This window comes from Pseudazoarcus sp. NS36 (genome assembly GCF_059703705.1).
On the sequence record NZ_BAAKJA010000009.1, the window covers coordinates 51,711 to 78,167 of the forward strand.

27 protein-coding genes and 1 tRNA gene are annotated in these 26,457 nt (G+C 65.1%); 17 read left to right on the forward strand and 11 right to left on the reverse strand.

Annotated elements, in window-relative coordinates:
• Positions 1 to 10: 10 nt before the first annotated feature.
• On the forward strand, positions 11 to 331 hold the full coding sequence (locus AC6H0R_RS14180; protein ID WP_497582017.1) for a hypothetical protein: 321 nt from the start codon (positions 11 to 13) through the stop codon (positions 329 to 331).
• Between the two features lie 364 nt (positions 332 to 695).
• The gene (locus AC6H0R_RS14185; RefSeq protein ID WP_497582018.1) at positions 696 to 830 is read left to right on the forward strand and encodes an entericidin A/B family lipoprotein; all 135 of its coding nucleotides are present in this window, start codon (positions 696 to 698) and stop codon (positions 828 to 830) included.
• A gap of 58 nt (positions 831 to 888) precedes the next feature.
• Here AC6H0R_RS14185 and AC6H0R_RS14190 read toward each other — a convergent pair whose 3' ends face one another.
• Genes AC6H0R_RS14190 through AC6H0R_RS14205 form a run of 4 tightly spaced genes read right to left on the reverse strand, consistent with a single transcriptional unit; the run spans position 889 to position 6,973 of the window.
• Entirely contained in the window at positions 889 to 2,769 is a 1,881-nt protein-coding gene (locus AC6H0R_RS14190; protein ID WP_497582019.1) for an MFS transporter, read from the reverse strand.
• The gene (locus AC6H0R_RS14195; RefSeq protein ID WP_497582020.1) at positions 2,766 to 4,025 is read right to left on the reverse strand and encodes an amidohydrolase family protein; all 1,260 of its coding nucleotides are present in this window, start codon (positions 4,023 to 4,025) and stop codon (positions 2,766 to 2,768) included. Before AC6H0R_RS14195 ends, AC6H0R_RS14190 begins: the two co-directional genes overlap by 4 nt.
• Complete coding sequence (gene aas / locus AC6H0R_RS14200; RefSeq protein ID WP_497582021.1) at positions 4,022 to 6,178, reverse strand: bifunctional acyl-ACP--phospholipid O-acyltransferase/long-chain-fatty-acid--ACP ligase; 2,157 nt, start codon at positions 6,176 to 6,178, stop codon at positions 4,022 to 4,024. The genes AC6H0R_RS14195 and aas overlap by 4 nt, the downstream gene beginning before the upstream one ends.
• 30 nt (positions 6,179 to 6,208) lie before the next feature.
• Positions 6,209 to 6,973 (reverse strand): helix-turn-helix domain-containing protein, encoded by a 765-nt coding sequence (locus AC6H0R_RS14205; RefSeq protein ID WP_497582022.1) that lies wholly within the window; start codon positions 6,971 to 6,973, stop codon positions 6,209 to 6,211.
• Between the two features lie 241 nt (positions 6,974 to 7,214).
• On the opposite strand from AC6H0R_RS14205, the gene AC6H0R_RS14210 reads away from it, so the two are divergent.
• On the forward strand, positions 7,215 to 7,559 hold the full coding sequence (locus AC6H0R_RS14210) for a hypothetical protein (RefSeq protein WP_497582023.1): 345 nt from the start codon (positions 7,215 to 7,217) through the stop codon (positions 7,557 to 7,559).
• Here the strand turns inward: AC6H0R_RS14210 and AC6H0R_RS14215 are convergent.
• Together AC6H0R_RS14215 and AC6H0R_RS14220 are read right to left on the reverse strand one after the other, a co-directional pair.
• Positions 7,552 to 8,142, reverse strand: a complete 591-nt coding sequence (locus AC6H0R_RS14215; RefSeq protein ID WP_497582024.1) for an acyl carrier protein phosphodiesterase — start codon at positions 8,140 to 8,142, stop codon at positions 7,552 to 7,554. The genes AC6H0R_RS14210 and AC6H0R_RS14215 overlap by 8 nt on opposite strands.
• Positions 8,139 to 8,714 carry a DNA-3-methyladenine glycosylase I gene (locus tag AC6H0R_RS14220; protein WP_497582025.1) on the reverse strand — a complete coding sequence of 192 codons (576 nt, stop codon included), beginning with the start codon at positions 8,712 to 8,714 and terminating at the stop codon, positions 8,139 to 8,141. The genes AC6H0R_RS14215 and AC6H0R_RS14220 overlap by 4 nt, the downstream gene beginning before the upstream one ends.
• Before the next feature lie 97 nt (positions 8,715 to 8,811).
• On the opposite strand from AC6H0R_RS14220, the gene AC6H0R_RS14225 reads away from it, so the two are divergent.
• Complete coding sequence (locus tag AC6H0R_RS14225) at positions 8,812 to 10,392, forward strand: EAL domain-containing protein (RefSeq protein WP_497582026.1); 1,581 nt, start codon at positions 8,812 to 8,814, stop codon at positions 10,390 to 10,392.
• Here the strand turns inward: AC6H0R_RS14225 and AC6H0R_RS14230 are convergent.
• Together AC6H0R_RS14230 and AC6H0R_RS14235 are read right to left on the reverse strand one after the other, a co-directional pair.
• Positions 10,389 to 11,273 (reverse strand): ribose-phosphate diphosphokinase, encoded by an 885-nt coding sequence (locus AC6H0R_RS14230; RefSeq protein WP_497582027.1) that lies wholly within the window; start codon positions 11,271 to 11,273, stop codon positions 10,389 to 10,391. The genes AC6H0R_RS14225 and AC6H0R_RS14230 overlap by 4 nt on opposite strands.
• A gap of 2 nt (positions 11,274 to 11,275) precedes the next feature.
• Positions 11,276 to 12,871: a thymidine phosphorylase family protein gene (locus tag AC6H0R_RS14235; RefSeq protein WP_497582028.1), complete on the reverse strand. Its 1,596-nt coding sequence runs from the start codon at positions 12,869 to 12,871 to the stop codon at positions 11,276 to 11,278.
• Positions 12,872 to 13,042: 171 nt separating this feature from the next.
• On the opposite strand from AC6H0R_RS14235, the gene AC6H0R_RS14240 reads away from it, so the two are divergent.
• Entirely contained in the window at positions 13,043 to 14,152 is a 1,110-nt protein-coding gene (locus tag AC6H0R_RS14240) for a YeeE/YedE family protein (protein WP_497582029.1), read from the forward strand.
• 87 nt (positions 14,153 to 14,239) lie between these two features.
• Positions 14,240 to 14,315: transfer RNA gene (locus tag AC6H0R_RS14245), tRNA-Lys, on the forward strand.
• Positions 14,316 to 14,359: 44 nt separating this feature from the next.
• Here the strand turns inward: AC6H0R_RS14245 and AC6H0R_RS14250 are convergent.
• Entirely contained in the window at positions 14,360 to 15,328 is a 969-nt protein-coding gene (locus tag AC6H0R_RS14250; RefSeq protein WP_497582030.1) for an NAD-dependent epimerase/dehydratase family protein, read from the reverse strand.
• On the reverse strand, positions 15,325 to 16,515 hold the full coding sequence (locus AC6H0R_RS14255; protein WP_497582031.1) for a glycosyltransferase: 1,191 nt from the start codon (positions 16,513 to 16,515) through the stop codon (positions 15,325 to 15,327). The genes AC6H0R_RS14250 and AC6H0R_RS14255 overlap by 4 nt, the downstream gene beginning before the upstream one ends.
• A 194-nt stretch (positions 16,516 to 16,709) precedes the next feature.
• Here AC6H0R_RS14255 and thiL point away from each other — a divergent pair, with 194 nt between their 5' ends.
• From thiL to ilvA, 11 genes are all read left to right on the forward strand, one after another.
• Positions 16,710 to 17,660 (forward strand): thiamine-phosphate kinase, encoded by a 951-nt coding sequence (gene thiL, locus AC6H0R_RS14260; protein ID WP_497582032.1) that lies wholly within the window; start codon positions 16,710 to 16,712, stop codon positions 17,658 to 17,660.
• Between the two features lie 2 nt (positions 17,661 to 17,662).
• Positions 17,663 to 18,142, forward strand: a complete 480-nt coding sequence (locus tag AC6H0R_RS14265; protein ID WP_497582033.1) for a phosphatidylglycerophosphatase A family protein — start codon at positions 17,663 to 17,665, stop codon at positions 18,140 to 18,142.
• Positions 18,139 to 18,645 carry a CinA family protein gene (locus tag AC6H0R_RS14270; RefSeq protein ID WP_497582034.1) on the forward strand — a complete coding sequence of 169 codons (507 nt, stop codon included), beginning with the start codon at positions 18,139 to 18,141 and terminating at the stop codon, positions 18,643 to 18,645. The genes AC6H0R_RS14265 and AC6H0R_RS14270 overlap by 4 nt, the downstream gene beginning before the upstream one ends.
• 64 nt (positions 18,646 to 18,709) lie before the next feature.
• Positions 18,710 to 19,741, forward strand: a complete 1,032-nt coding sequence (gene recA / locus AC6H0R_RS14275; RefSeq protein WP_497582035.1) for a recombinase RecA — start codon at positions 18,710 to 18,712, stop codon at positions 19,739 to 19,741.
• Positions 19,741 to 20,196, forward strand: coding sequence for a regulatory protein RecX (locus tag AC6H0R_RS14280; protein ID WP_497582036.1), 456 nt, complete (start codon positions 19,741 to 19,743; stop codon positions 20,194 to 20,196). Before recA ends, AC6H0R_RS14280 begins: the two co-directional genes overlap by 1 nt.
• Positions 20,183 to 20,905, forward strand: coding sequence for an LPS export ABC transporter ATP-binding protein (gene lptB, locus AC6H0R_RS14285; RefSeq protein WP_497582037.1), 723 nt, complete (start codon positions 20,183 to 20,185; stop codon positions 20,903 to 20,905). The genes AC6H0R_RS14280 and lptB overlap by 14 nt, the downstream gene beginning before the upstream one ends.
• Before the next feature lie 17 nt (positions 20,906 to 20,922).
• On the forward strand, positions 20,923 to 22,365 hold the full coding sequence (locus AC6H0R_RS14290; protein ID WP_497582038.1) for an RNA polymerase factor sigma-54: 1,443 nt from the start codon (positions 20,923 to 20,925) through the stop codon (positions 22,363 to 22,365).
• A gap of 26 nt (positions 22,366 to 22,391) precedes the next feature.
• Positions 22,392 to 22,721 (forward strand): ribosome hibernation-promoting factor, HPF/YfiA family, encoded by a 330-nt coding sequence (gene hpf / locus AC6H0R_RS14295; RefSeq protein WP_497582039.1) that lies wholly within the window; start codon positions 22,392 to 22,394, stop codon positions 22,719 to 22,721.
• 147 nt (positions 22,722 to 22,868) lie between these two features.
• Positions 22,869 to 23,354, forward strand: coding sequence for a PTS IIA-like nitrogen regulatory protein PtsN (ptsN, locus tag AC6H0R_RS14300; protein ID WP_497582040.1), 486 nt, complete (start codon positions 22,869 to 22,871; stop codon positions 23,352 to 23,354).
• On the forward strand, positions 23,323 to 24,270 hold the full coding sequence (hprK, locus tag AC6H0R_RS14305; protein WP_497582041.1) for an HPr(Ser) kinase/phosphatase: 948 nt from the start codon (positions 23,323 to 23,325) through the stop codon (positions 24,268 to 24,270). Before ptsN ends, hprK begins: the two co-directional genes overlap by 32 nt.
• Positions 24,271 to 24,347: 77 nt before the next feature.
• Complete coding sequence (gene ilvA, locus AC6H0R_RS14310) at positions 24,348 to 25,865, forward strand: threonine ammonia-lyase, biosynthetic (RefSeq protein ID WP_497582042.1); 1,518 nt, start codon at positions 24,348 to 24,350, stop codon at positions 25,863 to 25,865.
• On the opposite strand, the gene AC6H0R_RS14315 is transcribed toward ilvA, so the two are convergent.
• The gene (locus AC6H0R_RS14315; protein ID WP_497582043.1) at positions 25,844 to 26,440 is read right to left on the reverse strand and encodes a 5-formyltetrahydrofolate cyclo-ligase; all 597 of its coding nucleotides are present in this window, start codon (positions 26,438 to 26,440) and stop codon (positions 25,844 to 25,846) included. The genes ilvA and AC6H0R_RS14315 overlap by 22 nt on opposite strands.
• Between the last annotated feature and the right edge of the window lie 17 nt (positions 26,441 to 26,457).

Sequence of the window (26,457 nt, forward strand, 5' to 3'; positions counted from 1 at the left end):
GGAGGCTCCCATGAAAGCCATCAAACTACGTCAGCTTGTCTTGCCGCTGGTACTGGGTAGCGCGCTGTTCGCCGCTTCGCTGCCGGCAATGGCCGATCGCGATGATCGCCGCTACGACCACCCGCGCAAGGAACACCGCGACCACAGGCACGACCGCAAGGATCGTCACCACTACCAGCACGGCAAATCCCATCATCACGTGAAGCAGCACTACTACCGTCCGGCACCCAAGGTGGTGTATCAGCACCATTACTACACCCCGGCACCGCGCCACTACTACGAACCGGCCGTCGTATTCCGCGTGCCGCCGATCGTCATCAACCTGCGTTGATTCGCGCAGAGCGATGCTGTTCGACAATCTGTCGGGCGGCAGGCAGGCGTGGAAGTCAGATTCCGGTGCGGCCTATTCCGCATGCAGTATCGAGCCGGCACCGGCGAGCAGCCCGGGCCGGCTCAGTCTTTGCGACAGGCGCTTGAGCGTAGCCACCAATGGATGCGGCGGCACCCAACACTCAACAGGCACATCACTCGCCCAGACCGCGCGGTGACCCCATCAACAACAGCGCCCTATAGTCCGGCCGTCCGGTATGCTCCAAGAGCAATGCCGGCAGCGAGAGCGCCGGTTTGCGGCGGGATCCGCTGGCTCTTGCCCAAGGCACCAGACAAGCGGCCCCGACAACCCGAGAGGAAAAAGCATGAAAAACAAGACCTGGAAACTGACGCTGGCCCTGCTGGCAGCAGCCTTTGTGATCGGCGGTTGCAACACGATGGAAGGCGCCGGCAAGGACATCGAACGCGGCGGCGAGAAGATTCAGGACGCTGCCCGCTAGCCAATCTGAAAGACGCGGGCCGGCCGCACTGACTGGCCCTTCCCCTCATCGCCACGCCCTAACAAGACTCCCCTCTGAGTTCAGCAACAAGCGCCTGCAAAACCTCGGGCGTGGCGACTTCCGCCGACAACGGCGCCCCCACCACCAGCTCCACACGCGACGACGGCTTGCGCCGGAAAGGCTTCGTCATGGCCGGACCATGTTTGCGGCTGAAGAAACTGCCCCACATACCCCGCAAGGCCATTGGCACCACCTGCACCGGCGTGCGTTCGACAATGCGTGCGATACCACCGCGAAAGCGCTGCAGCTCACCCGTTTCGGTGATGTGGCCTTCAGGAAAGATGCCGACCAGCTCGCCCGCTTCGAGCGCGCGGGCAATCTCGTCATACGCGCGTTCCAGCAGCACCGGGTCTTCCTTGGCCGAGGCAATGGGAATGGCGCGGCCAACGCGAAACACGAAGGACAGCACCGGCCAGCGGAAGTAGCGGTGGTACATCACGAAACGGATGGGCCGCCGGCAGGCGGCCATGATGATCAGCGCATCAACAAAACTGACGTGGTTTGCCACCAGCACCGCCGGACCACGCTCGGGCACGTTCTCCAGCCCCTTGCCGTGCAGGCGATAGACGCTGTGCACCAGCATCCACACGATAAAGCGCAGCAGGAATTCCGGCACCAGCGTGAAGATGTAGATCGCCACAACGGCGTTGAGCAGCGCTGTGACCAGAAACAGCTGCGGCACACTCAAGCCGGCCGCGAGCAGGCCGGCGCCCATGCCGGCGGCGACCACCATGAACAGCGCGTTGAGGATGTTGTTGCCGGCGATGATGCGTGAGCGGTGCGAGGCTTCGGAACGGATCTGGATCAGCGCATACAGCGGCACGATGAAGAAACCGCCGAAGAGCCCGATCATGAGCAGATCGAACAGCACCCGCCACGTGCCACCAGAGGCCAGCACTTCGCCAATCGGAAGGCCCGCCCCAATGCTGCCGAGCGCCGGACTGGCCCACCACAGGTCGAGCGCGAACAGCGTGAGCCCGATGGCGCCGAAGGGCACCAGCCCGATCTCGACCTTGCCGGCCGACATCTTCTCGCAGGCCAGCGAACCGACCCCGATGCCCACCGAGAACACCGCCAGCAGCATGGTTACGGCCATGGCGTCGCCGCCCAGGTGGTCGCTCGCAAGAGCCGGGAACTGAGACAGGAACATGGCGCCGTAGAACCAGAACCACGACACGCCGAGGATGGACAGGAACACCGCGCGGTTACCACGCGTGAAACGGATCATGCGCCAGGTCTGGCGCACCGGATTCCAGTCGATCTTCAGGCCCGGATCGGCCGCCGGCGCAAGCGGAATGCCGCGGCTGGCAAGGTAGCCCGCCAGCGCCACGAACAACACGCAGGCCGACACCCAGGCCGCGCCGCCCGGCACGTCGATGAGCAGACCACCGGCAATCGTGCCGATCAGGATGGACACAAAGGTGCCGGCCTCGACCAGTGCGTTGCCACCCACCAGTTCTTCCTCGCGCAGGTGCTGCGGCAGGATGGCGTACTTGACCGGCCCGAACAGTGCCGACTGCGAGCCCATCAGGAACAGCACGGTCAGCATCAAGCCGAGCGAATCGAGCACGAAGCCGAGCGTGGCGAGCAGCATGACGCCGATCTCGAGCAGCTTGGTGAAGCGGATCAGGCGGCTCTTCTCGTACTTGTCGGCAAGCTGCCCGGCCGTGGCGGAGAACAGGAAGAAGGGCAGGATGAACACGCCCGCCGCGAGGTTGACCAGCACCCCGGCAGACAGCGTGCTGAACTGCGCGGCCTGGAAAGTGACCAGCACCACCAGCGCGTTCTTGTAGAAGTTGTCGTTGAAGGCGCCCAGAAACTGGGTCACGAAGAACGGCAAAAAGCGCCGCTCACGCAGCAGTTTGAACTGGGAACTCATGCGTGGCTCCGGTCAAAGAAGCGGCGGGTCTCGAACACCGCCGGCGCAAAGCGGCGGCCGTTGCTGGTGAGCAGGCGCTTGAGCGCAAAGGCGAACAGCACCGGATTGTGCTCGCGCACTGATTCGAGCAGCGGTATGGCCGCTTCGTCGAGCATGCCTGCGCTGGCAAAGGCCGACGGCGAAATCAGCGGCACCACCCCGGGCAACGGATAGTCGGTGCCGAAAAGCAGCCGCGAATGCCATTCCTCACGCTCGATCAGCGCACGCACGGTATCGATGTGGCGGTTGCGCTGCACGATGGCCGAAATGTCTCCGACCAAGCGTTCGCGGTAGCGCGATTCGCCCATCATGCGGGCAAACAGCTCGAAGCTCGGCACGCGCGGGCCGTTCGGCCCCTGATCGGTGTCGACATCCTCGCCGTGGCTGGCGCAATGCGCCATCACCACCCGCACGCCCAGATCAAGCGCGCGGCGCAGGCGCAGCGGGTTGCCCCACTCCGGCCGCGCGATGCCGGCCACGGCCTTTTCCTCGCCGACGTGGGTGATCAAGGGCATGTCGAGCCGCACCAGCGTGCGGTAGAAATCGTCGCACTCCGGCGAGGCCGGGTCGATGCCCATCGCCGGTGGCAGCCACTTCACGGCGCGCGCACCATCGGCCGCGGCGGCCTCCAGTGCCGCAAGCGCATCGCGCCGCGCCGGATGCACCGAGCACACCCACTCAAACCACTGCGGATCGGCCTGCGCCACTTCCCGCGCATAGCTATCCGGTACGTGAAAGGCGGACAGATCCGGACGCGGCGTGCCGTCTTCGTCATGCACGTGATCAAAGGCGTAGAGCATCATGCGAAAGCCCTGCGGCATGCCTTCCATCAGGTTGTGCAGGCGCTCGACGTAACTCTCATCCACCCGCCCCGGCGCATCGTGCGCGCAGCCGGCGTTCATGTAGAACAGGCGCTGCACGAACAGCACCGGATTGAGCGGACTGAGCATCTTCGGCGACATCTCGATGCCACGGCCGGAGTCGCCGGTACCTGCCAGATGCGCGTGGCAGTCCCACACCATGGCGGGGTCGATACCGTCCCAAACGGCGTTGAGCAGCGGATGCCCGATCAGTTCGGACGGCAGATCCGCGAAGCAGGGGTTGATCAGATGCGGCCTGGCCAGCACCCCCACGGTGACGCCAGCACCCGCCAGCGCACCGGCGCCCAGGGCGGCGCGCAGCAGACGACGGCGCAGCGGGGAAGCAGGCCGATTCATGCCGCCACCTCCGCCATCTGCTTGAGCGTGACGTAGTCGAGCTTGCCGGTGCCGAGCAGCGGCAAGGCATCGACCACCTCGATGCGGCGCGGCACCGCCAGCTCGGCCACGCCCTGCGTCTTGGCGGCGGCGAGCAGCGTGTCGCGGGTGAGGCCGGCATCGGTCGTGAACAACACCAGCGCCTCGCCCTTGGCTGCATCGCTCACGGCTGTGGCGGCGTGTTGCGCGGCAGGTGCGGCGACGGCGGCGAGTTTCTCGACCACTTCCAGGCTGACCATCTCGCCGGCGATCTTGGCAAAGCGCTTCACACGCCCGGCAATCCGCACGAAGCCGTCTTCGTCGAGTTCGACAATGTCACCGGTTTCGTACCAGCCCTCGCCCAGCTCGGAGGCCGGCGGCTGAAGGACGCCGGGGCGATCGAACTTGAGATAGCCGCTCATCAGGTTCGGCCCGCTCACGTGCAGCATGCCCTGACGGCCGCCCTTGTCGGCTATGCCCGGCACCGGCACGAGCCGCGCATGCAGACCCGGCAAAACCTGCCCGACGGTGCCGCGGCGGTAGGCCATCGGCGTGTTCACCGCGATCACCGGCGCGGTTTCGGTGGCGCCATAGCCTTCGAAGATGCGCAGGCCAAACTTGTCGAACCACAGCTCGCGCACGGGCTCGGCCAGCTTCTCGGCTCCGGCGATCACATAGCGCAGGCGATAGAAGTCATACGGATGCGCGTGCTTGGCGTAGTTGGCGAGGAAGGTCGACGTGCCCAGCAGCACGGTGCAGCCGCGGTCGTAGGCCAGCTCCGGGATCACTCGATAGTGCAGCGGGCTCGGGTACAGGAACACATGGGTACCGACCAGCACCGGCAGCAGCCCGCCGGCAGTGAGGCCGAAGGAGTGGAACAGCGGCAGCGCATTGAGGATTTTGTCTTCGACCGAAAAGTCGACCACCGCACGGATCTGCGCAATGTTGGCGAGCAGCGCTCGGTGCGACAGCACGACGCCTTTGGGCTTGCCTTCAGAGCCGGAGGTGAACAACACCACGGCCGGATCTTCGGCGCTGCCTATGTGGGTTGCGAGCTTCGGGAAAGGCAGCGCCCACAGCATCAGCCACAACTTGTCGGCCAAGGTCATGGTGGCGCGCAGGTCTTCGAGGTAGAGCACGCGCACGCCCTGCAGGGCAGCGAGCTTGTCTTCCAGCCGGGCCTGCTCGACGAAGGCGCGCGAGGTCAGGATGGTGCGCACCTGCGCGGCGGTGCAGGCGGCCTGCATGCCGTCAGTGCCGGAGGTGTAGTTGAGCATGGCCGGTACGCGCTGCTGCGCGGTCAGGCCGAACACCAGCCCCAGTGTGGGCGCGAGGTTGGGCAGCAACACGCCTACGTTTTCGCCCGACGAAGTCTCCCGCGCCACCAGGCGACCAAGCGCGAGCGACATCTTGAGCAGGTCGCGGTAGGAATACTCCTCCTGCTTGAGATCTTCGACCAGCCGGCGCGAGCGGCCGTGGATGGCTGCGGCGTCGAGCAGCGCCTCGAACAGCGTCTGCTCGGGGCGCGTGGCAAAGATCATCTCCTGCATCAGGCGCCGCATGGCCTCGCCGGCCTTGCGGCGGCGTTCGCGCGCGGTGGGCGCCTCGGGCATGTCGATGCGCGTGACGGGCTGGATGTGCAGCCCGATACGCGGGAACAGCCGACGCGGAAAACGCCCGCCCATGCGCGAGAACCAGGTGCGGGCGGCGCCGTCGATGCGCACCGGCAACACCGTGGCGCCTGTACGTGCGGCCACGAAGGCCGGGCCGTCATAGGTTTTCATCAGGCTGCCGGTGGTGGTGATGCGCCCTTCCGGGAAGATCACGACCGGACGGCCGGATTCGATCAGGCGCACGACCTTCTTCATGGCCATGGGGCTGGTGGGGTCCACCGACAGGTAGTCGACGAGCATCAGCACCAGGCGAAACCAGCGACTTTTGGTGACGCCGGTATGCACCACGAACACCGGGTCAAGCGGCAGGAACAAGCCCAACAGCAGACCATCGAGAAAGGATTCGTGGTTGGCGACCACCAGCAGGCGCGACGGCACGGCAGGCATGCGGCCGGCCACGCGCACGCGGAACACCAGCCTTGCGATCACACGCAGCACAGAGCGGATCAGGGAACGCAGCATCGGAAACCTCACGGAAAAATGATCGGGTGTTCAACGCGTACGGCCGGGCCAGCCCGCCGGGTCGCGCAGCAGGTCACGGAAGGACGCCATCAGCCACGAGCGCATCGCCACCACCAGGGTGTAGGGGCGGCGCTGTTGCGGGGTGAGCTTGCGGTCGGCCAGATGCTGACCGGAGAAGTCCTGCCCGACGCGAGCCAGCCGGTCGCGCAGGCCGGCAGCAGCACCTGGCGCGATCTGGCCATGCACCATCAGCAGCAGTTCGCTTTCGTCGTCGAAGCTGGCGTCGAAGTAGTCGTCGACCACTTCATCACGGAAGAAGGCCATCACCGGCCCGTTCGGCCGCCAGCGGAATCCCTTGGCCACGCGCAGGCGGTAGCGGTTGAGCGGGCGCAGCTCGATGATGCCGAGCCGGTCCAGACGTGCGAGGCAGGCCACGCATTCGGCTTCGTCGATGGTGTAGGTGGCGACAATCTGCTCAGCCGACCACTGGCTCAGGCAGCAGGTGGCGACGAGCAGCAGGCGGCGGTCGGACACAACGGCCAGCTCCTGTTCGGCAGTGAGTTCGCGCAGAAGCGGTTGCGCATCTGCCACACGGCGGGCGAGTTCTGCGAACTCGATGCCCAGTGCGCGGCAGATCTCGTCAACGCGCGACAAGGGCATGTCGCCGGCGCGCGAGAACATGCGCTTGACGCTGGATTCGGCCATGCCGAGCTGCGCGGCAAGCGTCGCGTAGCTCGTGTCGGCGGCACGCAGTTCGGCCTTCAGCGCGGCGATCAGATCGGATGTGGTGCTCATGCGGCTTCCCGAAAAATGACGAACGGGACGCAGCCTACGCCGACCCGCAGCGGATGACGAGCGGGTTGCACGAAGTATCGTGCCGCGATACTGCCGGTGGTACGTGACGCCTCTTCCGGGGCGCCGGATACATTGGAAACATCCCGTAGCGAGCCATTACAGCCCGGACACTTGCCACTCTCTAGTCTTGCATCGTGGCTACACGACATCCCGCCGTGCAGACCAATGAGAGGAGGCTCCCATGAAAGCCATCGAACTCCGTCAGCTTGTCCTGCCGCTGGTGATGGGTGGCGCACTGTTCGCCGCTTCGCTGCCTGCGATGGCTGATCGCGACGATCGCCGCTACGACCATCATCGCAAGGAACACCGCGACCACAGGCACGACTACAAGGACCGCCATCACTACCAGCATGGCAAGTCCCATCACCATGTGAAGAAGCACTATTACCGCCCGGCGCATGGTGTGGTGTACCAGCACTATTACTACACCCCGGCGCCGCGCTATTCGCCGCCGCCGCGCGTGGTCTATTCGTATCAACCGGGTGTGGTGGTCAGCGTGCCGCCGATCGTCATCAAGCTCAGGTGACGCGACCAGCCCGGTGCTGCTCGGCAAACTCACGGGCGGCGGGCAGGAAAGCGTGGAAGTCTGATTCAAGCGCTGCGTACTCCACGCGCAGTATCGAGCCGGCCCCGGCAAGCAGCCCGGGCCGGCTCAGTCTTTGGGACATGCGGTCGAGCGCATAAGCCACCGAATCGACCTCGGCATACGAGGCCAGCCAGTCGTCCTCGATCATCCACGGCAGGATGCGCTGCAGGCGAGGCGGCAGCAGCGGATGGTGAGCGCGCATCAAACGGTAAACATCGGCAGTGAAGCGCGGCAAGGGCTGGGCGCTGAAGTCGTGCCAGTGACGGGCCAGAAAGTGGTCGAAGAACATGTCGACGAGAATGCCGGCCGCGCGCCGACGCTCGGACGGCACGCGCGCGCAAGCCCTGCGGAAGGCCGCATCGGTGTCGGCAAAGGAGTCGATGGCGCGGTGCAGACGCACGCCTTCCGCAATATCTGCGGGCAGCCCGGCCGGCAGCGGGCCCTTGACGAAATCACCCATCAAGCCGCCGAGGCGGTCGGCCGGCGAATCCCCCGCCAGCCAGGCATGCGCCAGGAAGTTCATTTGGCCAGCGCCGCCACCTCGGCATGGCGGAAGCAGCTGGTGACGTGGTCATTGACCATGCCGGTGGCCTGCATGTGTGCGTAACAGATGGTGGAACCGACGAACTTGAAACCGCGTGCCTTGAGCGCCTTCGACATCGCATCGGATTCGGCCGTGTGGGCCGGAATGTCCGACAAGGTACCGCGCGCGTTCTGCAGGGGCTGACCTCCGACGAAGCTCCACAGCCATTCCACCGGATCAATGCCGGCCTCGCGCATCTCCAGCCAGGCGCGGGCGTTGCCGATGGCAGCGTCGACCTTGGCACGGTTGCGGATGATGCCCGGGTCCGCCAGCAGCGCGGCTTTTTTTGCGTCGTCGTAGCGGGCGATCCGGTCGGGGTCGAAACCGTCAAAGACCTTGCGGTAATGTTCGCGCTTTCGCAGCACGGTGATCCACGACAGACCGGCCTGCATGCCTTCGAGCAGCAGGAATTCGAACATGGTGTGTTCGTCACGCACCGGCACACCCCATTCGTGGTCGTGATAGGCCACATAGAGCGGATCAGAACCCGCCCAGCCGCATCGTTCGTTCACTGTCGCCCCCTATGAAAATGGCTTCCATTCCGCCATGGCATCGAATTGCAGTATCGTGCCACATGCCGCATGCATCCGACCTATGCGGGGAGCCCCGATGCCCAGCACCTTGTCCCGGCTGACCGTCCTGACCGCTGCCGTCGTCGCAGCGGCAATACCCCTTTTCGTGACGATTGATCTGGCCCGTGACCTGGCACTGGAGGCCACCCAGGATGAGGCACTGCGCCTGGCCCGCGAGGTTCTCAACCGCTCCGACAGTGCTGCCTCCCAACTCTACGCCAGCATCGACCAACTCTCCGCCTCCACGCATGGAACAGCCTGCGACAACGAGCACCTGACGGCCATGCACACGGTCGTGGCGTCGATGGGCCATCTGCGTGCAATCGGGCCGATGCGTGGCAACCGCATGCCCTGCTCGTCATGGGGTGACCACGGCGAAGGGATCGACTTCGGCCCGGTCGAGTTCACGACTGCGACCGGCTCGGCCATCCGCACCGCGGTCAGCCTGCCCTTCGTGCCGGGCGAGGTGTTCACGGTGATCGAACGCAAGGGCTTCGCCGTGGTGATCCACAAAAGTCAGCCCGTGGACATCGTCATTGACCGACACAACATCGGCTTGGCGACCTTCACCCCCGGCGCCCGCGAATTGCGCAGCGTACGCGGCCCGGTGCGCGCAACGTGGATCGAACGGCTCGGAGAAGAACGCGAAGCGCTGTTCCGGGACGACGGGCAACTCATTGCAATGCTGCGTTCGCCGCATTATCAGACCGGTGTGATCGCAGCCGTTCCGATAAGCCTTTACCAACAACATATGGGCGTCTACATGCTGCGCCTGGTCCCACTTGGACTGATTGCCGCAGCGGTCGCCCTGCTCGGCTTCGTGTACCTCGGACGGCTGCAGCAATCCTGGCCAGCCGCCCTGCGCACGGCCCTGCGCCGCAACGAAATTTCAGTCGTCTACCAACCGGTCGTGAACCTGCAGGACGGGCGCATCATCGGCGCCGAAACACTGATCCGATGGCAGCGACGCAACGGCGAGCACATGCGCCCGGACGTGTTCATTGCCGCTGCCGAGGATGCCGGCGTGGTGCACCTGCTCACTCAGCGGGTGTGCAATCTGGTCGAACGCGACGTGCAGCGATGGCTGACGCGCTTTCCCGAGCTGTGCATCAGCATCAACCTCTCGGCCAACGACCTTCACCGCCCCGAGACCGTAGGCATGCTGCAGCGACTGGCGCGCAGCGCAGCGGGTCACAGCAGCTGGCTGACGGCAGAAGTCACCGAACGTGGCTTCGTGCGGCCTGAGGAGGCCAGCCGCGTGGTCGAGGCACTGCGCGCCGAAGGCATCGGCGTGGCCATCGACGACTTCGGAACCGGCTACTCCAGTCTCGCCTACCTGCAGCATCTGCACTTCGATTGCCTGAAGATCGACCGCAGCTTCGTGCACACGCTGGGCACCGAAGCGCCGACGAGCCATGTGGTGTTCCACATCATCGAAATGGCGCGCTCGCTGGGCCTGAAAATGGTCGCCGAGGGCGTCGAGACCGAGGCGCAGGCCGAAACCCTGCGCGGTCTGGGTGTGGAGGCGGCGCAGGGCTGGCTGTTCGGCCGGCCGATGAGCGCAGAGGACCTGACCACACTGCTCGAACGGGGGCCGGTCGGCCCCTGCCACGTCTAGTCGGCGAGATCGCGCAAGGCTGCGGCCAACATCGGGGCAACGCTGACAACGTTGCTCTGATGTGGAATGCAATCGGTACTCCACACGTTCCCGACCCCTGCAGCGCGCACCACCGCCAGCGCATCGCGTGCGAACAGCGCGTGCGTGACCGCCAGATCGACGCTGGCAGCACCGGCATCGAACAGCAGCTTTGCTGCCAGAGCGACGGTACGACCGGTGCTGGCAACATCGTCCATCAACACCACGGCGCGCCCCGCAAAGTCAGCTGCCGGCAGACGGATCTCGACCTCGTGATCACCGCGGCGCTGCTTGGTGCACACGGCATGTTCCAGACCGTGTGCCGCGGCAGCCGACTGCACCCATTGCGCGGACTCGGCATCCGGCCCGACCAGAAGCGGGCGCTGACGCTGCGACACCGCCACCCCGGCCAGCAAGGGTGCAGCCGACAGGGACACGGCATGCGCGGCGGGGACGGCCTCACGCAGCATAGCGATGCGGTGAAGATGCGGATCAACGGTAATGACGGCATCGAACAGCTCGGCCAGCAGGCCACCGACGATGCGCTGACTGACGGCTTCGCCCGGGTGAAAGGCAATGTCCTGCCGCATATAGCCAAGGTAGGGCGCAACCAGCGTGAGACGCTGCACACCCAGCGTGCGCGCCGTACGGGCAGAGAGCAGCAACTCGACGAGCTTTTCATTGGGGTCGTGCAGGCCACGCAGCATGACCACGTCGGCAGGCAGTTCGGGGGGCAGGCGCAGACGTAGCTCGCCGTCGGGAAAGCGGTGGCGAGCTACGCATTGCGCGGCCAGACCGGCGTCCTGCGCGAGACGGGTGGCCGCGACGACTTCATCCTCGAAATACAGCAGTACGCCAGTCACGATCAGAACTCCACGAACAGGTGCTGTACCTCATCGGCCGCGCCGAGGGTGTAGCCGTTGTCGCGCTCGCAGGCCTGCCGGGCGAAAGACAGGTCGGCGGCAAAACCAGCATGCACGCGGTACAACAACTGGCCCTTGCGAACCGGATCGCCGAGCTTGCGCGCGAGCTCAACACCGGCGCCCTTGACCTTGGGCGCCCCGGCCAGGCCGGCGATGCGCGCGATCTGCAGGTTGTCGATGCCGGTAACGGTGCCGGCGCGGGACGCCGTGACCTCGAACCCGAGCCTGCCAAGCTCGGGCACTTCGGAATCGAAGCCGCGGGCACCCTGAGCCTGGATGATGTCCATCATCTTGGCCAGTGCGCGGCCGGAATCGAGGATGTCGCGTGCAATCGCAAAGCCTTCGCCACCGCGCACATCGGGGTCAAACTCGATCATGCGACCGGCCAGGCGCAGGGCCTTCTGGCGCAGGTCATTGGGTGCATCAGGGTGGTTCTCCAGCACACGCATGACATCGCGCGCCTCAAGCACCGGCCCGATACCGAATCCGATGGGCTGACGACCGTCGGTGATGACCACGTCCAGCGTCAGGTGGATGGCACGCGCGACGTATTCGAACATCTTGCGCAGACGCAGCGCCTCGGTCATCGAACGCACCTTGGCAGTCGGGCCGACCGGAATGTCGAGTACCAGGTGGGTGGAGCCGGCAGAGATCTTCTTCGACAGGATGGAGGCAATCATCTGACCCGGCGAATCGATGGACAGCGGGCGCTCGACCGAGATCAGGATGTCATCGGCCGGCGAGAGCTGCGCTGTGCCGCCCCAGGCAATGCAGCCGCGATGCTCACGTACGATGGCTTCGAGCCGCTCGACCGGCAGCTCGACCGGCAGCTCGACATCGGCCAGCACCTCCATGGTGTCGGCCGTGCCGGCCGGCGAGGTGATGGCACGCGACGAGGTCTTGGGGCACAGCATTCCGTGCGCGGCGACGATGGGCACCACCAGCATCGAGCTGCGGTTGCCGGGGATGCCGCCGATGCAGTGCTTGTCGACGACGATGCGCTCATGCCAGTCTAGCCGCCGGCCCGTCTGCACCATGGCGTCGGTCAGGAAAAACACCTCCTCGCGGTCGAGATCGGACTGACTGGCAGCCACCACGAAGGCGGTGAGTTCAATCTTGGAATAGCGGTGGTCGGAGATGTCTCGCACGATGGCGCGAAAGTCCTCGCGGCTCAGGCGCTCCCCGTTGATCTTGCGATGCAGGGCGGGAATCGAGCCCGGTGGCTCAGCCTGGCGCACGAAGGCCGGATGCCCCTCGGCCACCTCCAACAGCGCAAAGGCATCCTCCGACAGCCCCAGCTCATTGCAACCGACGATATTCACGTCGTCCACGACGTTGAGCGTGGCGAGGATCATGCGCCCGTTGGCACGCACCTCGACCTTGGCCAACGCCTGAAAGCCCTCGGCGCGATACACCGCGCAGTCGCGGTGCAGATACACCACGTTCTCGTGCCAGGTGTCGATCGCCACCCGCTTCAGAGCGAGCTCCGAGTGCTCTTCGCGACACGGCACGGCGGGAGGCCGGGACTGACGGCTCATGCAGATCCTCTTTTACAGGTGACGGCCGCAGGCCCACGCCGAGGCGTGCCACACAACCCTTCTGACAGCATGGCCATTATCCACTCAAACCGCCCTCGCAGGCCGACGCATCACGGCACAGGTCGAATGCACTAGAATCGCCTCCTCAACCCCCATTTCCCGACGCCTGCCATGCTCGACGAACCCATTGTCGCCGCCTCGACCATCGCCTGGATCGCTTTCGCGCTCGGCGCAGTGTTCGGCTATGCCGGCAACCGTTCCAACTTCTGCACCATGGGCGCCGTCTCCGACATCGTGAACATGGGCGACTGGACGCGTATGCGCATGTGGGCACTGGCCGTCGGCGTAGCCGTGTTCGGCACCGGCGCACTGCAGCTGGCCGGACTGTTCGACAGCGCCGACTCGATCTACACCGGCAACAAGGTGATCTGGCTGTCGAACATTCTCGGCGGCGCCCTGTTCGGCATCGGCATGACGCTGGCCTCGGGCTGTGGCTCGAAAACGCTCATCCGCATCGGCGGCGGCAACCTCAAATCGCTGATCGTGTTCGTCTTTCTGGGCATTTCAGCCTACATGACGATGCGCGGCCTGTTCGGCGTATGGCGCACGCAGCTGCTCGACCCGATCGCGGTGGATCTGGGCACGCGCCAGGACCTGCCGTCGATCTTCGCCGGACTGGGCATGAACCGCGATACCGCCCTGATGGCGCTCACGGCGCTGTTCGGCGGCGGCCTGCTGGCATTCGCGCTGGCCAGCCGTGAGGCGCGTCACGGCGGCATGCTGATGGGCGCAGTGGCCATCGGCGCGGTATGCGTGGCCGGCTGGTATCTCAGCGCGCACATCGGCTTTGTCGAAGAACACCCACGCACGCTGGAACCGGCCTTTATCGGCACCAACAGCGGCAGCGCCGAATCCTTCACCTTCGTCGCACCGGTCGCCTACACGCTGGAACTGTTCATGCTGTGGAGCGACACCAGCCGCATCTTCACCTTCGGCATCGCCGGCGTGTTCGGCGTGATCGCCGGCTCTGCGCTGTATGCACTCACTTCACGCAGCTTCCGCATCGAATCCTTCACCAACGCCGACGATCTGGTGCGACACATCATCGGCGGCATTCTGATGGGCTTTGGCGGCGTCACCGCCTTCGGCTGTACGGTCGGTCAGGGCATCACGGGCTTTTCAACCCTGGCCATCGGTTCGTTTCTCACCACGGCGGCCATCATCGCCGGCGCTGCCGTCACCATGAAGATCCAGTACTGGCTGATGATGCGGGAAGCCTGAACGAAGAGGATGCCGTTCGGGTTATTACCGATCTAGGCTTGACGCCTCCGAGGGGCTTTGGAATAATCGCGGTCTTTCGGAAGCACCGGGTCGTTAGCTCAGCTGGTAGAGCAGCGGACTTTTAATCCGTTTGTCGCAGGTTCGAACCCCGCACGACCCACCAGTTACCGGCAAAACGCCAGCCCTCACCGGCTGGCGTTTTTGCTTTCAGGCCACTGAAACGCTCAATTGCCGTTCGATCCAGCGATAAGTTTCGGCGAGGCCCTCTCGCAGACGCGCAGACGGCGCCCAGCCCAGATGCTGCGCGATCAGGCGGTTGTCGGAAGTTCGACCGCGTACACCCACCGGCCCCTCAATGTGGCGGATCGAAATTCGCTTGCCGGCCAGATCGGCGAGCATCCAAGCCAGGTCGTTAATCGAGATGAGTTCATCAGAGCCGATATTCACGGGTTCAGTACAATCCGACCGCATCAGCCGCAGCGTCCCTTCGAGACACTCGTCGATATAGAGAAAACTGCGCGTCTGCAGTCCGTCACCCCACATCTCGATTTCATCTCCATCAGCCACCTGCGCGATCTTTCGGCACAGGGCCGCCGGCGCCTTCTCGCGCCCGCCGGCCCAGGTACCTTCCGGCCCGAAGATGTTGTGGTACCGCGCGATGCGACACACCATGCGGTGGTTGCGCGCATGCGCCAGATACAGCCGCTCCGCAAACAGCTTCTCCCAGCCGTACTCGCTGTCCGGCGCCGCCGGATAGACGGAATCCTCGCTGCATAGCGGGCTGTCCGGGTCGAGCTGGTTACGTTCGGGATAGACGCAGGCCGACGAGGAAAAGAACACGCGCCCGGCTCCGCTCTTCCTGCACGCCTCGACGACGTTCAGATTGATGAGCGCGGAGTTCTTCATGATCTCGGCGCAGTTCTCGCCGGTAAACAGGTAGCCGGCGCCACCCATGTCGGCCGCAAATTGGTAGACCTCGTCGAAGGTACCGGCAAACACCTTCTCCACCGCTCGCGGATCCCGCAGATCGGCAATCACGAAGTCGTCTGCGGTACTACCGGAGAACTCGGGATACTTGAGATCGACCGCCCGCACCCATGCGCCCTCGTCTTTCAGGCGCCGCACGAGGTGATGCCCGATGAAGCCGCCGCCGCCACACACAATCGCCTTCTTCACCATTTACCTCCAGCCAGCTCTTCGATCCGCTCGGCGAGCCGGTTGGTTCCGTTGCCCGCATGCCATGCCTGACGTGCTGCCTCACAACGCGCAAGCGTAGCCGGAAAATCTGCGGCCAAGCCCTCCAGCGCCTCCACAACTCCGCCGCATGAGTGGTCGTGAAAGTAATGCACGCAAGCAAAACGCGCCGCCATATCCGCAGGCAGGCAACCCGAGGGCATGATCACCGGCACGCCGCTGGCAAGGCATTCACTCACCACCCCTGAAAAATTCCAGGCATAGGCCTCGGGGCGGGAGGGCCAGATCACCGCGTCACAACCGGCCAGCTCGGCTGCAAAGTCCTCGACAAACGGCAGCACAAGCGCCTTCCCGTCGTAGCGACCATCGCCCCCGCTATCCTGCACCACTACCTCGAAACCCTTTGACGACAGGATCGGTACAAGCTCGCGTAGCAGATCACGACCGCGGGCGGGACGCTGGTGCCCGAAGAAACCGACACGCCGCAGACGGCTTCGGTCGCGCACGCCGTCAGCGCCATCGTGCGGACAGGGCAGACATTCCAGTGCCAATCTTTCGGAGAAGCTGGCGGCGCGCCGACACAGTTCCTCATCATAGAAGCCGACCTTGATCGGCAGCTGCTCCCGCCCGATACGGCGCGCAGACTCCGCCCACACGGTCACTCCGGCTTGATGCTGGAAGGGCGGCAACCACCATGCGCCGCCGATCTGCGGCACCCGGCCAGCCGCACACGCCGCAGCCAGCTGATACGCTGAAAAGGTCGGCCAGAACCACAGATCAGCCGGCGGCAGCCCCTCCAGATCCTCGGCGGTATCACGCGCTGCCTCCCGATACAGCGTAAGCGAAACCCTGTCCACTGGCTTGACGCGGCGACCTGCAACCCACTCCCCGAGCCGCACACGCAAAGGCCGCCGAGCTCCGGCAGAAAAGTAGGGCGGACGCCGAAAGGCGGGGAGAAAGGCAGTCCCGTCGCGCGCCAGACGCGCGCTCAACTCCGGCTCGGCAGCAAGCGCGCCGCATACCAGCACCTCATGCCCCCGCAAGGTCAGCGACCGCGCCAGGCGTGCATCGAGATCGAAGTGGTGCCCCCTGAAGGAAGACAAGCCGGGGTCGAGCAGGTGGATTTTCATGTGTCCATGACCGATCGAAACGTACGGCAGGAGATCCATGCATGGCATCGCCATGCGCTGACCGGAACCATACCCATATCCCGTTCCACCGTCACACAGCCGTCCATCGGAGCCGCCCAGAAATGCGCAGAAGGGCCCCGGAATCATTCAAGACCGTTTGTTATACTCCGCAGCACTTCCTGAGCAATCATCACCCCGATTGCATATCACCCCCTACCCGCCAGCAAGGCTGCATGCCCTCCGAATTCGACCTGATCCGCCGACACTTCACGCGCGCCGGACGCCACACCGATCTGGGTGTCGGCGACGACGCTGCGCTGTTTGCGCCGACGCCCGGCATGCAGCTGGCAGTGTCGACCGACATGCTGGTATCAGGCACCCATTTCCTGCCCGACACCGACCCCGAAGACCTGGGCTGGAAAACCTTGGCGGTGAACGTCTCCGACATCGCTGCAATGGGCGGCCAGCCCCGTTGGGCGCTGCTCGCGCTCGCGCTGCCGGCAGCGGACGAAGCCTGGATTGCAGCCTTTGCACGCGGCCTGTTCGACTGCGCAGAGAGTTTTGGTGTGGATCTGATCGGCGGTGACACGACACGCGGCCCGCTCAACCTGAGCGTCACGATCTTCGGCGAGATCCCGAAAGGCTCCGCCATCACGCGGGACGGCGCACGCGACGGCGATGACATCTGGATCACCGGACAACCCGGCCGTGCCTCACTCGGGCTGGCGCACCTGCAGGCGCGTATTGCGCTGCCTGCCGCCGGTGCAGCCGAGTGCATCGCCGCACTGCAACAGCCGCAACCGCGCGTTGCCGCCGGACAGGCATTGCGCGGCATCGCCAGCGCCATGCTCGACGTGTCCGACGGTCTCGCAGGAGACCTGAAGCACATCCTCGAGCAATCCGGCGTCGGTGCCGAGATCGACATCACATCGTTGCCGCTGTCCGCACTGACCGCGCTCGGAGCCAGTGCGGAGTCCGCGCGCACCGCCTGCCTGTCGGGCGGCGACGACTACGAACTGCTGTTCACTGCTTCACCGCAACGCCGCGCCGACATCAACGACGTCGCCGCCCGTATCGGACTACCGATGACGCGCATCGGACGCATCCAATCCACCCCCGGTCTGCGCATCATCGAAGCAGACGGCCGTATCGGCAGCGCCGGCGGCTACGACCACTTCGCCTGATCATGCGACCCACCCTGCGCTTCCTGCTCGCCCACCCCTCGCACTTCATCGCGCTTGGCTTCGGCTCGGGCCTGGCGCCTAAAGCGCCCGGCACCTTTGGCACCTTGCTCGGCTGGCTGCTGTTTCCGGCCCTGTCCTGGTCGATGTCCGATGGCATGTTGATCGGGCTGCTGGTGGTCTTCTTCATCGGCGGTGTACTCGCTGCCGGACGCACCGGGCGCGCACTGGGCGTGCCGGACCACGGCGCGATCGTGTGGGACGAGATGGTCGCAATCTGGCTGGTGCTGCTGTTTGCGCCGCCAACACTGCTGTGGCAGGCGGTTGCGGTCGCGCTGTTCCGCTTCTTTGACATCGTCAAACCACCGCCGGTACGCAACGTCGAAGCGGCCTTCAAGGGCGGCTTCGGCGTGATGATCGACGACATCGTTGCCGCCGGCTACGCGCTGCTGGTGCTGGCGATTCTGGTGAGGCTGTTCGGATGAGCGGGGGCGACGTGTCACTCGAGGCGCTGGCCAGCGAAGTCGGCGCATGGCTGCGCGCGCGGGGCTGGATGCTGGCCACCGCCGAATCCTGCACCGGCGGCTGGATCTCGACTGCGGTCACGGAGATTGCCGGCAGTTCGGAGTGGTTCGACCGCGGCTTCGTAACCTACTCGTATGCCGCCAAGGAAGACATGCTCGGTGTCTCGCACGACAGCATCGTGCTGCATGGCGCGGTGAGCGAGCAGGTGGTGCGCGAGATGGCAGCCGGCGCACTGGAAGGCAGCGTTGCGCAGGTCGCGCTGGCGGTGTCAGGCATTGCCGGCCCCGGCGGCGCGACACCCGGCAAACCGGTCGGCACGGTGTGCTTCGCATGGGCCGTGCGCGGCGGCGGCATTGTCTGCGAAACACGGCATTTCAGCGGCGACCGCCGTGCGGTGCGGCTGCAAACGGTGCTCCACGCACTGTGCGAACTCAAAGGGCACGCGGAAACATTGATCGGCTGAGCGCGACCCCGCGCACATGCAATCTCTGTGCCATAATTTCCTCCACTTTACGCAAGGACACGATATGGACGACAACAAGGCCAAGGCACTCGCCGCAGCGCTGCAGCAGATCGAGCGCCAGTTCGGCAAGGGATCGATCATGCGCATGGGCGACGACAGTCCCGAGCGCGACATCCAGACCGTCTCCACCGGCTCGCTCGGGCTGGACATCGCGCTGGGCCTGGGTGGCCTGCCGCGCGGCCGGGTGGTCGAGATCTACGGCCCGGAATCGTCCGGCAAGACCACGCTGACGCTGCAGGTCATCGCCGAGATGCAGCGGCTCGGCGGCACGGCAGCCTTCATCGACGCCGAGCACGCACTCGACGTGGGCTACGCCGAGAAGCTGGGTGTGACCATTGCTGACCTGCTGATTTCGCAGCCCGACACTGGCGAACAGGCCCTTGAAATTGCCGACATGCTGGTGCGCTCGGGCGGCGTCGACATGGTCGTCATCGACTCGGTCGCCGCGCTCACGCCCAAGGCCGAAATCGAAGGCGAGATGGGCGACCAGCTGCCCGGCCTGCAAGCCCGCCTGATGAGCCAGGCGCTGCGCAAGCTCACCGCCAACATCAAGCGCACCAACACGCTGGTGATCTTCATCAACCAGATCCGCATGAAGATCGGCGTGATGTTCGGCAGCCCGGAGACCACCACCGGCGGCAACGCGCTCAAGTTCTATTCGAGCGTGCGTCTGGACATCCGTCGTACCGGCGCGATCAAGCGTGGTGACGAGGTTGTCGGCTCGGAAACGCGCGTCAAGGTCGTCAAGAACAAGGTTGCACCGCCGTTCCGCGAAGCGCACTTCGACATCCTCTACGGCACCGGCATTTCGCGCGAAGGCGAGGTCATTGACCTCGGCGTGGAGCACAAAATCGTCGACAAGTCCGGCGCCTGGTATGCCTACAACGGCGACAAGATCGGCCAGGGCAAGGACAACGTGCGCGAATTCCTGAAAGCCAATCCGCAGCTCTCGCGCGAGATCGAGAACAAGGTGCGCGCCGCGCTCGGCATGAAGGAAATGGCGACGGTCGAGGCCTCCCCCGCAACGGAAGCCTGATGACGGAAGCGGCGGACCGGCTGCGTCAGAAAGCCCTCCGCCTGCTTGCGATGCGCGATCATTCGCGCGCCGAGCTCGAACGCAAGCTGGCCGCGCTCGGCACCCCCGAGGAAGTACACGCCACGCTTGATCGCATGGCCGAACTGGGCCTGCAGTCAGACCAGCGCTTCGCCGAAATGTGGGTGCGGAGCAAAGCCGGGCGTTTCGGCACGGCACGGCTCAAGATGGAACTGGCACGGCGGGGTGTGGACGCCGATACGGTGGCCGAAGCTCTGACCCACGGCGAGCTGGACGGCGACATGGAGCGCGCTCGCGCAGTATGGGTTGCGAAGTTCGGCAGCGTCGCCGCAGACCGCAGGGAATGGGCGCGTCAGGCGCGGTTCCTGCAGAGCCGCGGATTTTCCAGTGAAGTAATCACAAGGTTGCTCAAAGAGGTTCCGAATGAGTCTTCTTGAAGTGTCGGGGCTGCGCAAAAGCTACAAATCGCGCGAAGTCGTGCGCGATGTCAGCCTGGAAGTCGGGGCTGGCGAAGTCGTCGGCCTGCTGGGCCCGAACGGCGCCGGCAAGACCACCTGCTTCTACATGATCGTCGGCCTGGTGAGCTGTGATGCCGGCAGCATCCGGCTCGACGGCAACGACCTGACACACGACCCGATCCACACCCGCGCGCGCATGGGCATGTCTTACCTGCCGCAGGAAATGAGCGTGTTCCGCCGCCTCAGCGTGGCCGACAACGTACGGGCCGTGCTCGAGTTGCAGGGGCTGGAGCGCGCCGCAATCGACCTTCGGCTGGGCGAGCTGCTCGAAGAGCTCGGCATCTCCCACCTGGCCGACAACATGGCCGTCTCGCTGTCGGGCGGCGAGCGCCGACGCTGCGAGATTGCCCGCGCCTTGGCCACCAGTCCGCGGCTGATCCTGCTCGACGAACCCTTTGCCGGCGTCGACCCAATTGCCGTGCTCGACATCCAGAAAATCATCCGTTACCTCAAGGAACGCGGCATCGGCGTGCTGATCACCGACCACAACGTGCGCGAGACGCTGGGCATCTGCGACCACGCCTACATCCTCAGCGACGGCACGGTGCTCGCGGGCGGCAAGCCCGAAGAGATCATCGACGACGAGCGCGTGCGTCAGGTCTATCTCGGGGAGCATTTCCGGCTGTAAATGCTGCCGGCAGCAAGATGAAGCAATCCCTCCAGCTCAAGCTCTCTCAGTCCCTCACGCTGACACCGCAGTTGCAGCAGTCAATCAAGCTGCTGCAACTGTCGACGATCGAGCTGAATCAGGAGATCGAACGCTTCCTCGCCGACAATCCGCTGCTCGAACGCGAAGACGGCGACGAGACGCCACCGCCTCCGCCGCGCGGCGAAGTCTCCGGCGAAACCACGACCAGCGCCGACACCCCGCAGGAAGCGGCCGAGCGAGACGCCCCCGAAACCGACAGCTCGCCGATGGATTTCGCCGAAGCCTCGGGCGACTGGGGCAGCGGCGGCTCGCGCAGCCGTGACGACGAGGACGACCGCGACTACCAGGACATCCAGGCCGCCTCGATCAGCCTGCGCGACCACCTCAACAGCCAGATCAGCCTGTCGCCGATGAGTGACCGCGACCGCCTGCTGGCACGCTTCATCATCGAGGCGCTGGACGACGACGGTTACCTGCACCAGTCGCTGGAAGAGCTCATCGAAGTCATCCCCGAAGACTTCGAGATCGAACTCGACGACCTGCAGATTGCCTTGAATCAGGTGCAGAGCCTGGAGCCGGCCGGCATCGCGGCGCGCACGCCGTCCGAATGTCTGGCGCTTCAACTGCGCGCGCTGCCGGCCAGCGCAACGCGCGACCTTGCCCTGATCATCGTGCGCGAACACCTCGAATTGCTGGCCGAGCGCAACTTCGTGCGCATCCGCCGCGCCACCGGCTGCAGCGAGGACGCACTGCGCGAGGCGCAGGCACTGATCTGCAGCCTCAACCCGCATCCCGGCCTGCAGTACGGCGCCGACGACACCGGCTACATCGTGCCCGACGTGGTGGTGCGCAAGCTGCGCAACCGATGGGTCGCCAGTCTCAACGGCGAAGCCATGCCGAAACTGCGCGTAAATCAGCTCTACGCCAGCATCCTGCAACAAAACCGCGGATCGGCCGGCGCACTGGCGGGACAGCTGCAGGAAGCGCGCTGGCTGATCAAGAACGTGCAGCAGCGCTTCGACACCATCCTGCGCGTATCGCAGGCAATCGTTGACCAGCAGCGCCAGTTCTTTGAATATGGAGACGTGGCAATGCGGCCGCTGACCCTGCGAGAGATCGCGGACGAGCTCGAACTGCACGAGTCGACCATCTCGCGGGTGACCACGCAGAAGTACATGTCCACGCCACGCGGCGTGTTCGAACTGAAATACTTCTTCGGCAGCCATGTTTCCACGGATACCGGCGGAGCTGCATCGTCGACCGCGATACGCGCCCTGATCCGCCAGCTGGTCGAGGCCGAGGACAAGAAGAAACCCCTCTCCGATTCGCGCATCACGGATCTGCTCGGGCAACAGGGCATCGTCGTTGCCCGCCGTACGATCGCCAAGTACCGCGAATCGCTGAACATTCCACCCGTCAGTCAACGAAAGTCGATCTGACCCCACTCACGACGCGAGGAGCGATCATGAATCTGAACATCACCGGACATCACGTTGAAGTCACCCCGGCCATCCGCGACCACGTCACGGGCAAGATCGATCGCGTCATCCGGCACTTCGACAACGTCACCAGCATCAACGTCATCCTCTCCGTCGAGAAGCTGGTACAGAAGGCCGAGGTCACGCTGCACGTCCGCGGCAAAGACCTTTTCGTCGAAGCCGAGGACGCCGACCTGTACGCCGCCATCGATGCCATGGCCGACAAACTCGACCGTCAGGTCATCAAGCACAAGCAGAAAGTGCAGGATCACGGCCACGATGCACTCAAGCATCAGGCCGCTGCCGAAGAGGAATAATCCCTCGCTGCAGCGCACAATAGTTCCTGTACTTACCGCGGGGAGTGTTTATAATCGCGCCCTTCATCCGGTGCCCGGCGCACTCCCCGCAACCCAGCCCATCCGCGCGCTCCGCATCCTGTGCGGCGACCCGCGGCAAGTCCTGAAATGAGTCTGATCGCCGAACTTCTCCCCACCGAAAACGTCGTCATCGACCTCGAAGCGAGCAGCAAGAAGCGCGTATTCGAACAGGCCGGCCTGTTGTTCGAGAACAACCAGGGCATTGGCCGCAGCGACGTGTTCGACAGCCTGTTTGCGCGCGAACGCCTCGGTTCCACCGGCCTCGGCCAGGGCATCGCGATTCCGCACGGACGTATCAAGGGCCTGAAGAAAGCCGCTGGTGCCTTCATCCGCCTGTCCGAGCCCGTCCAGTTCGACGCTCCGGACAGCCGCCCGGTGGGCATGCTGTTTGTGCTGCTGGTGCCCGAGCAGGCCAACGAGCAACACCTGCAACTGTTGTCCGAACTGGCGCAGATGTTCAGTGACGCCGGTTTCCGCGACCAGCTGCAGGACGCGTCCGACAGCGCCACCATCCACGCACTGTTCACCGGCTGGGAACCGCATGCGGCAGATCAGCGTCGCGCAGCTGTTTGAGGCCCAGGGCGAGGCGCTTCAACTCTCCCACGCCACCGGCGCGCTGGATCGGCCGGTCGCGGTCACCGAACCCGGCAGCTGGGCTGCCGATCTGGTCGGCCATCTCAATCTGATTCACCCCGAACGGCTGCAGGTCATCGGCAGCGCCGAGCAGGCCTGGGCGCGAAAACAGCCTCTCGATCGCATCACGCAGCACTTCCAGGACGTCTTCGCGGCACGCCCGCCGGCAGTTGTTGTGGCCGATGGCTGCGAACTGCCCGCGCTCGTTCGCGACCTGTGCCGCACCCACGATGTCGCCCTCTTCACCACCCCGGAACCGTCCGTGCGCGTCATCGACGTGCTGCGCAGTCACATCGCACGCGAGCTGGCCGAGCGGGTGTCACTGCATGGCGTGTTCATGGACGTGCTGGGCATCGGCGTGTTGATCACAGGCGACTCCGGCACCGGCAAATCGGAGCTCGCACTGGAGCTGATCTCGCGCGGTCACGGCCTGGTTGCCGACGACATCACCGAGTTTTCGCGCATTGCCCCGTCGGTACTCGAAGGCCGCTGCCCGGAGCTGCTGCAGGACTTTCTCGAAGTGCGCGGGCTGGGCATTCTCAACATCCGCACCATCTTCGGCGAGACCGCCGCCCGTCGCAGAATGCGCCTGCGTCTGATCGTGCATCTGGAGCGGCGCGTCACGGGGCACGACCCCGAGCGCCTGCCGCTCAACCTCGAAACGCAGGACGTGCTGGGCGTGCCGATTCCGCGCAGCGTGCTGCCGGTGGCGGCCGGGCGCAACCTGGCCGTGCTGCTTGAAGCGGCCGTACGCTCGACCATCCTCAAGCTGCGCGGCATCGACGCCACGGCCGAGTTCATTGCGCGCCACCAGCGCATCATGGAAACCGACCCCGACAAGGCCGACCCGGGCTGACACGCAGCTTGCCGCGACGGCATGCGCACTGCTACGCTCGACCGCTTCGCGCCACCACACCCTAGCTGCCCGCCCCCATGAAGAACCCGCCGGATTACCTCGAAAAAATCCTCAATGCGCACGTCTACGACGTTGCCATCGAGACCCCGCTTGAGCGTGCCGACAATCTCTCGGCCCGCCTCGGAAATTCGCTGCTGCTCAAGCGCGAGGACATGCAGCCGGTGTTCAGCTTCAAGATTCGCGGCGCCTACAACAAGATGGCCAATCTCTCGCCGGCGGCGCTCAAGCGCGGCGTGATCTGCGCCTCGGCCGGCAACCACGCGCAGGGTGTGGCCATGTCCGCGGCCAGGCTCGGCACACGTGCCGTCATCGTCATGCCGACCTCCACCCCGCAGATCAAGATCGACGCCGTGCGTTCGCGCGGCGGCGAAGTGGTACTCGAAGGTGACTCCTTTACCGAGGCTTTCGCCCACGCCAAGCAGCTCGAGAAGGAGGAGCGGCTGACCTTCGTGCACCCCTTTGATGACCCGGACGTAATCGCCGGCCAGGGCACCATCGGCATGGAGATCCTGCGCGCCCACCCCAAGCCCATCCACGCCATCTTCTGTTGCGTCGGTGGCGGCGGGCTGATCTCCGGCATCGCGGCCTACGTGAAACGGCTGCGCCCGGAAACGCTGATCATCGGCGTCGAGGCCGAGGATTCCGAAGCCATGACCCAATCGCTCGCCGCCGGCAAGCGCGTCGAGCTGGATCAGGTCGGCCTGTTCGCCGATGGCGCGGCGGTCAAGCTGGTCGGCGCCGAGACCTTCCGCCTGTGCCAGGAATACGTGGATGAGATGATCGTCGTCGACAACGACGCGATCTGCGCCGCCATCAAGGACGTCTTCGAGGACACCCGCTCGATCCTCGAACCGGCCGGCGCGCTGGCCGTAGCCGGCGCCAAGGAATACATCAAGCGCCACAAGCTGCGAGACAAGACACTGGTGGCGCTCGCCTCGGGCGCCAACATGAACTTCGACCGCCTGCGCTTCGTCGCGGAGCGCGCCGAGCTGGGCGAACAGCGCGAGGCCATCCTGGCGGTCACGATCCCGGAGAAACCAGGCTCTTTCCGCAAGTTCTGCGGCCTGCTCGGCAAGCGCAACATCACCGAGTTCAACTACCGCTATGACGACCCTGCGCGCGCCCACATCTTCGTCGGCGTGAACGTGCACAACCGTGCCGAGGCCGGCCGCATCATCGAGCTGCTGGCACGTCACGAGCTGCCCGCCATTGATCTCACCGACGACGAAATGGCCAAAAGCCACATCCGCTACATGGTGGGCGGGCGCGCGCCGCGCGCCGACAACGAGCTGCTCTACCGTTTCATCTTCCCGGAGCGCCCCGGCGCGCTGATGAATTTCCTGACGCAACTGCATTCGGACTGGAACATCAGCCTGTTTCACTACCGCAACCACGGCGCCGACTTCGGCCGCGTGCTGGTCGGCATGCAGGTCCCCCCGGGGGATCAGGCCGCGTTCAACGAGTTTCTTCACCGCCTGGGCTACGAGTACACCGACGAAACCGCCAACCCGGCCTACAAGCTGTTTCTGGGCTGAAACACCCCGGCCTCGGTCACGATCCAGTCCATCGGGCGGTCGTGCGGCTGCGGCAGCACGCTGTCGACACGCCCGAGTTCGAAGCCGACGCCAACTGCGCGCGCAGGCAGCACTTCCAGCGTGCGATCAAAGTAGCCGCCGCCATAGCCCAGCCGGAACCCGCCGGCATCAAAGGCATTGAGGGGCACGAGCACAACGTCGGGCAGCAGCGACTCGCCGGCGGGCGGGTGCGGAATGCCATGCCGGTCGGGCTGCAATTCCATGCCCGGCAACCAGCGGCGGAACACCAGCGGCGCAGCGCGGTCCAGCACCACAGGCAAGGCGGCACGACGCGCATCATCCGCGGTGAGCCAGTCGGCAACGAAATGGCGCAGATCCGGCTCGGCCCGAAACGGCCAGCAAAACCCCAGAATGCGCGGCGCAAGCTGGTCCAGCAGGCGCTTGAGATGACCCTGCAAGCGATGGCTCAGCGCATTGCGAGCCGTCACGGTGAGGGCCTCACGCGCACTCAAGGCCGCACTCCGCAACGCCCGGCGGCGCGCTACGATGTCATCTGCGGAACACGGTTCATGCATGTGCGGCCCCTCGCCCC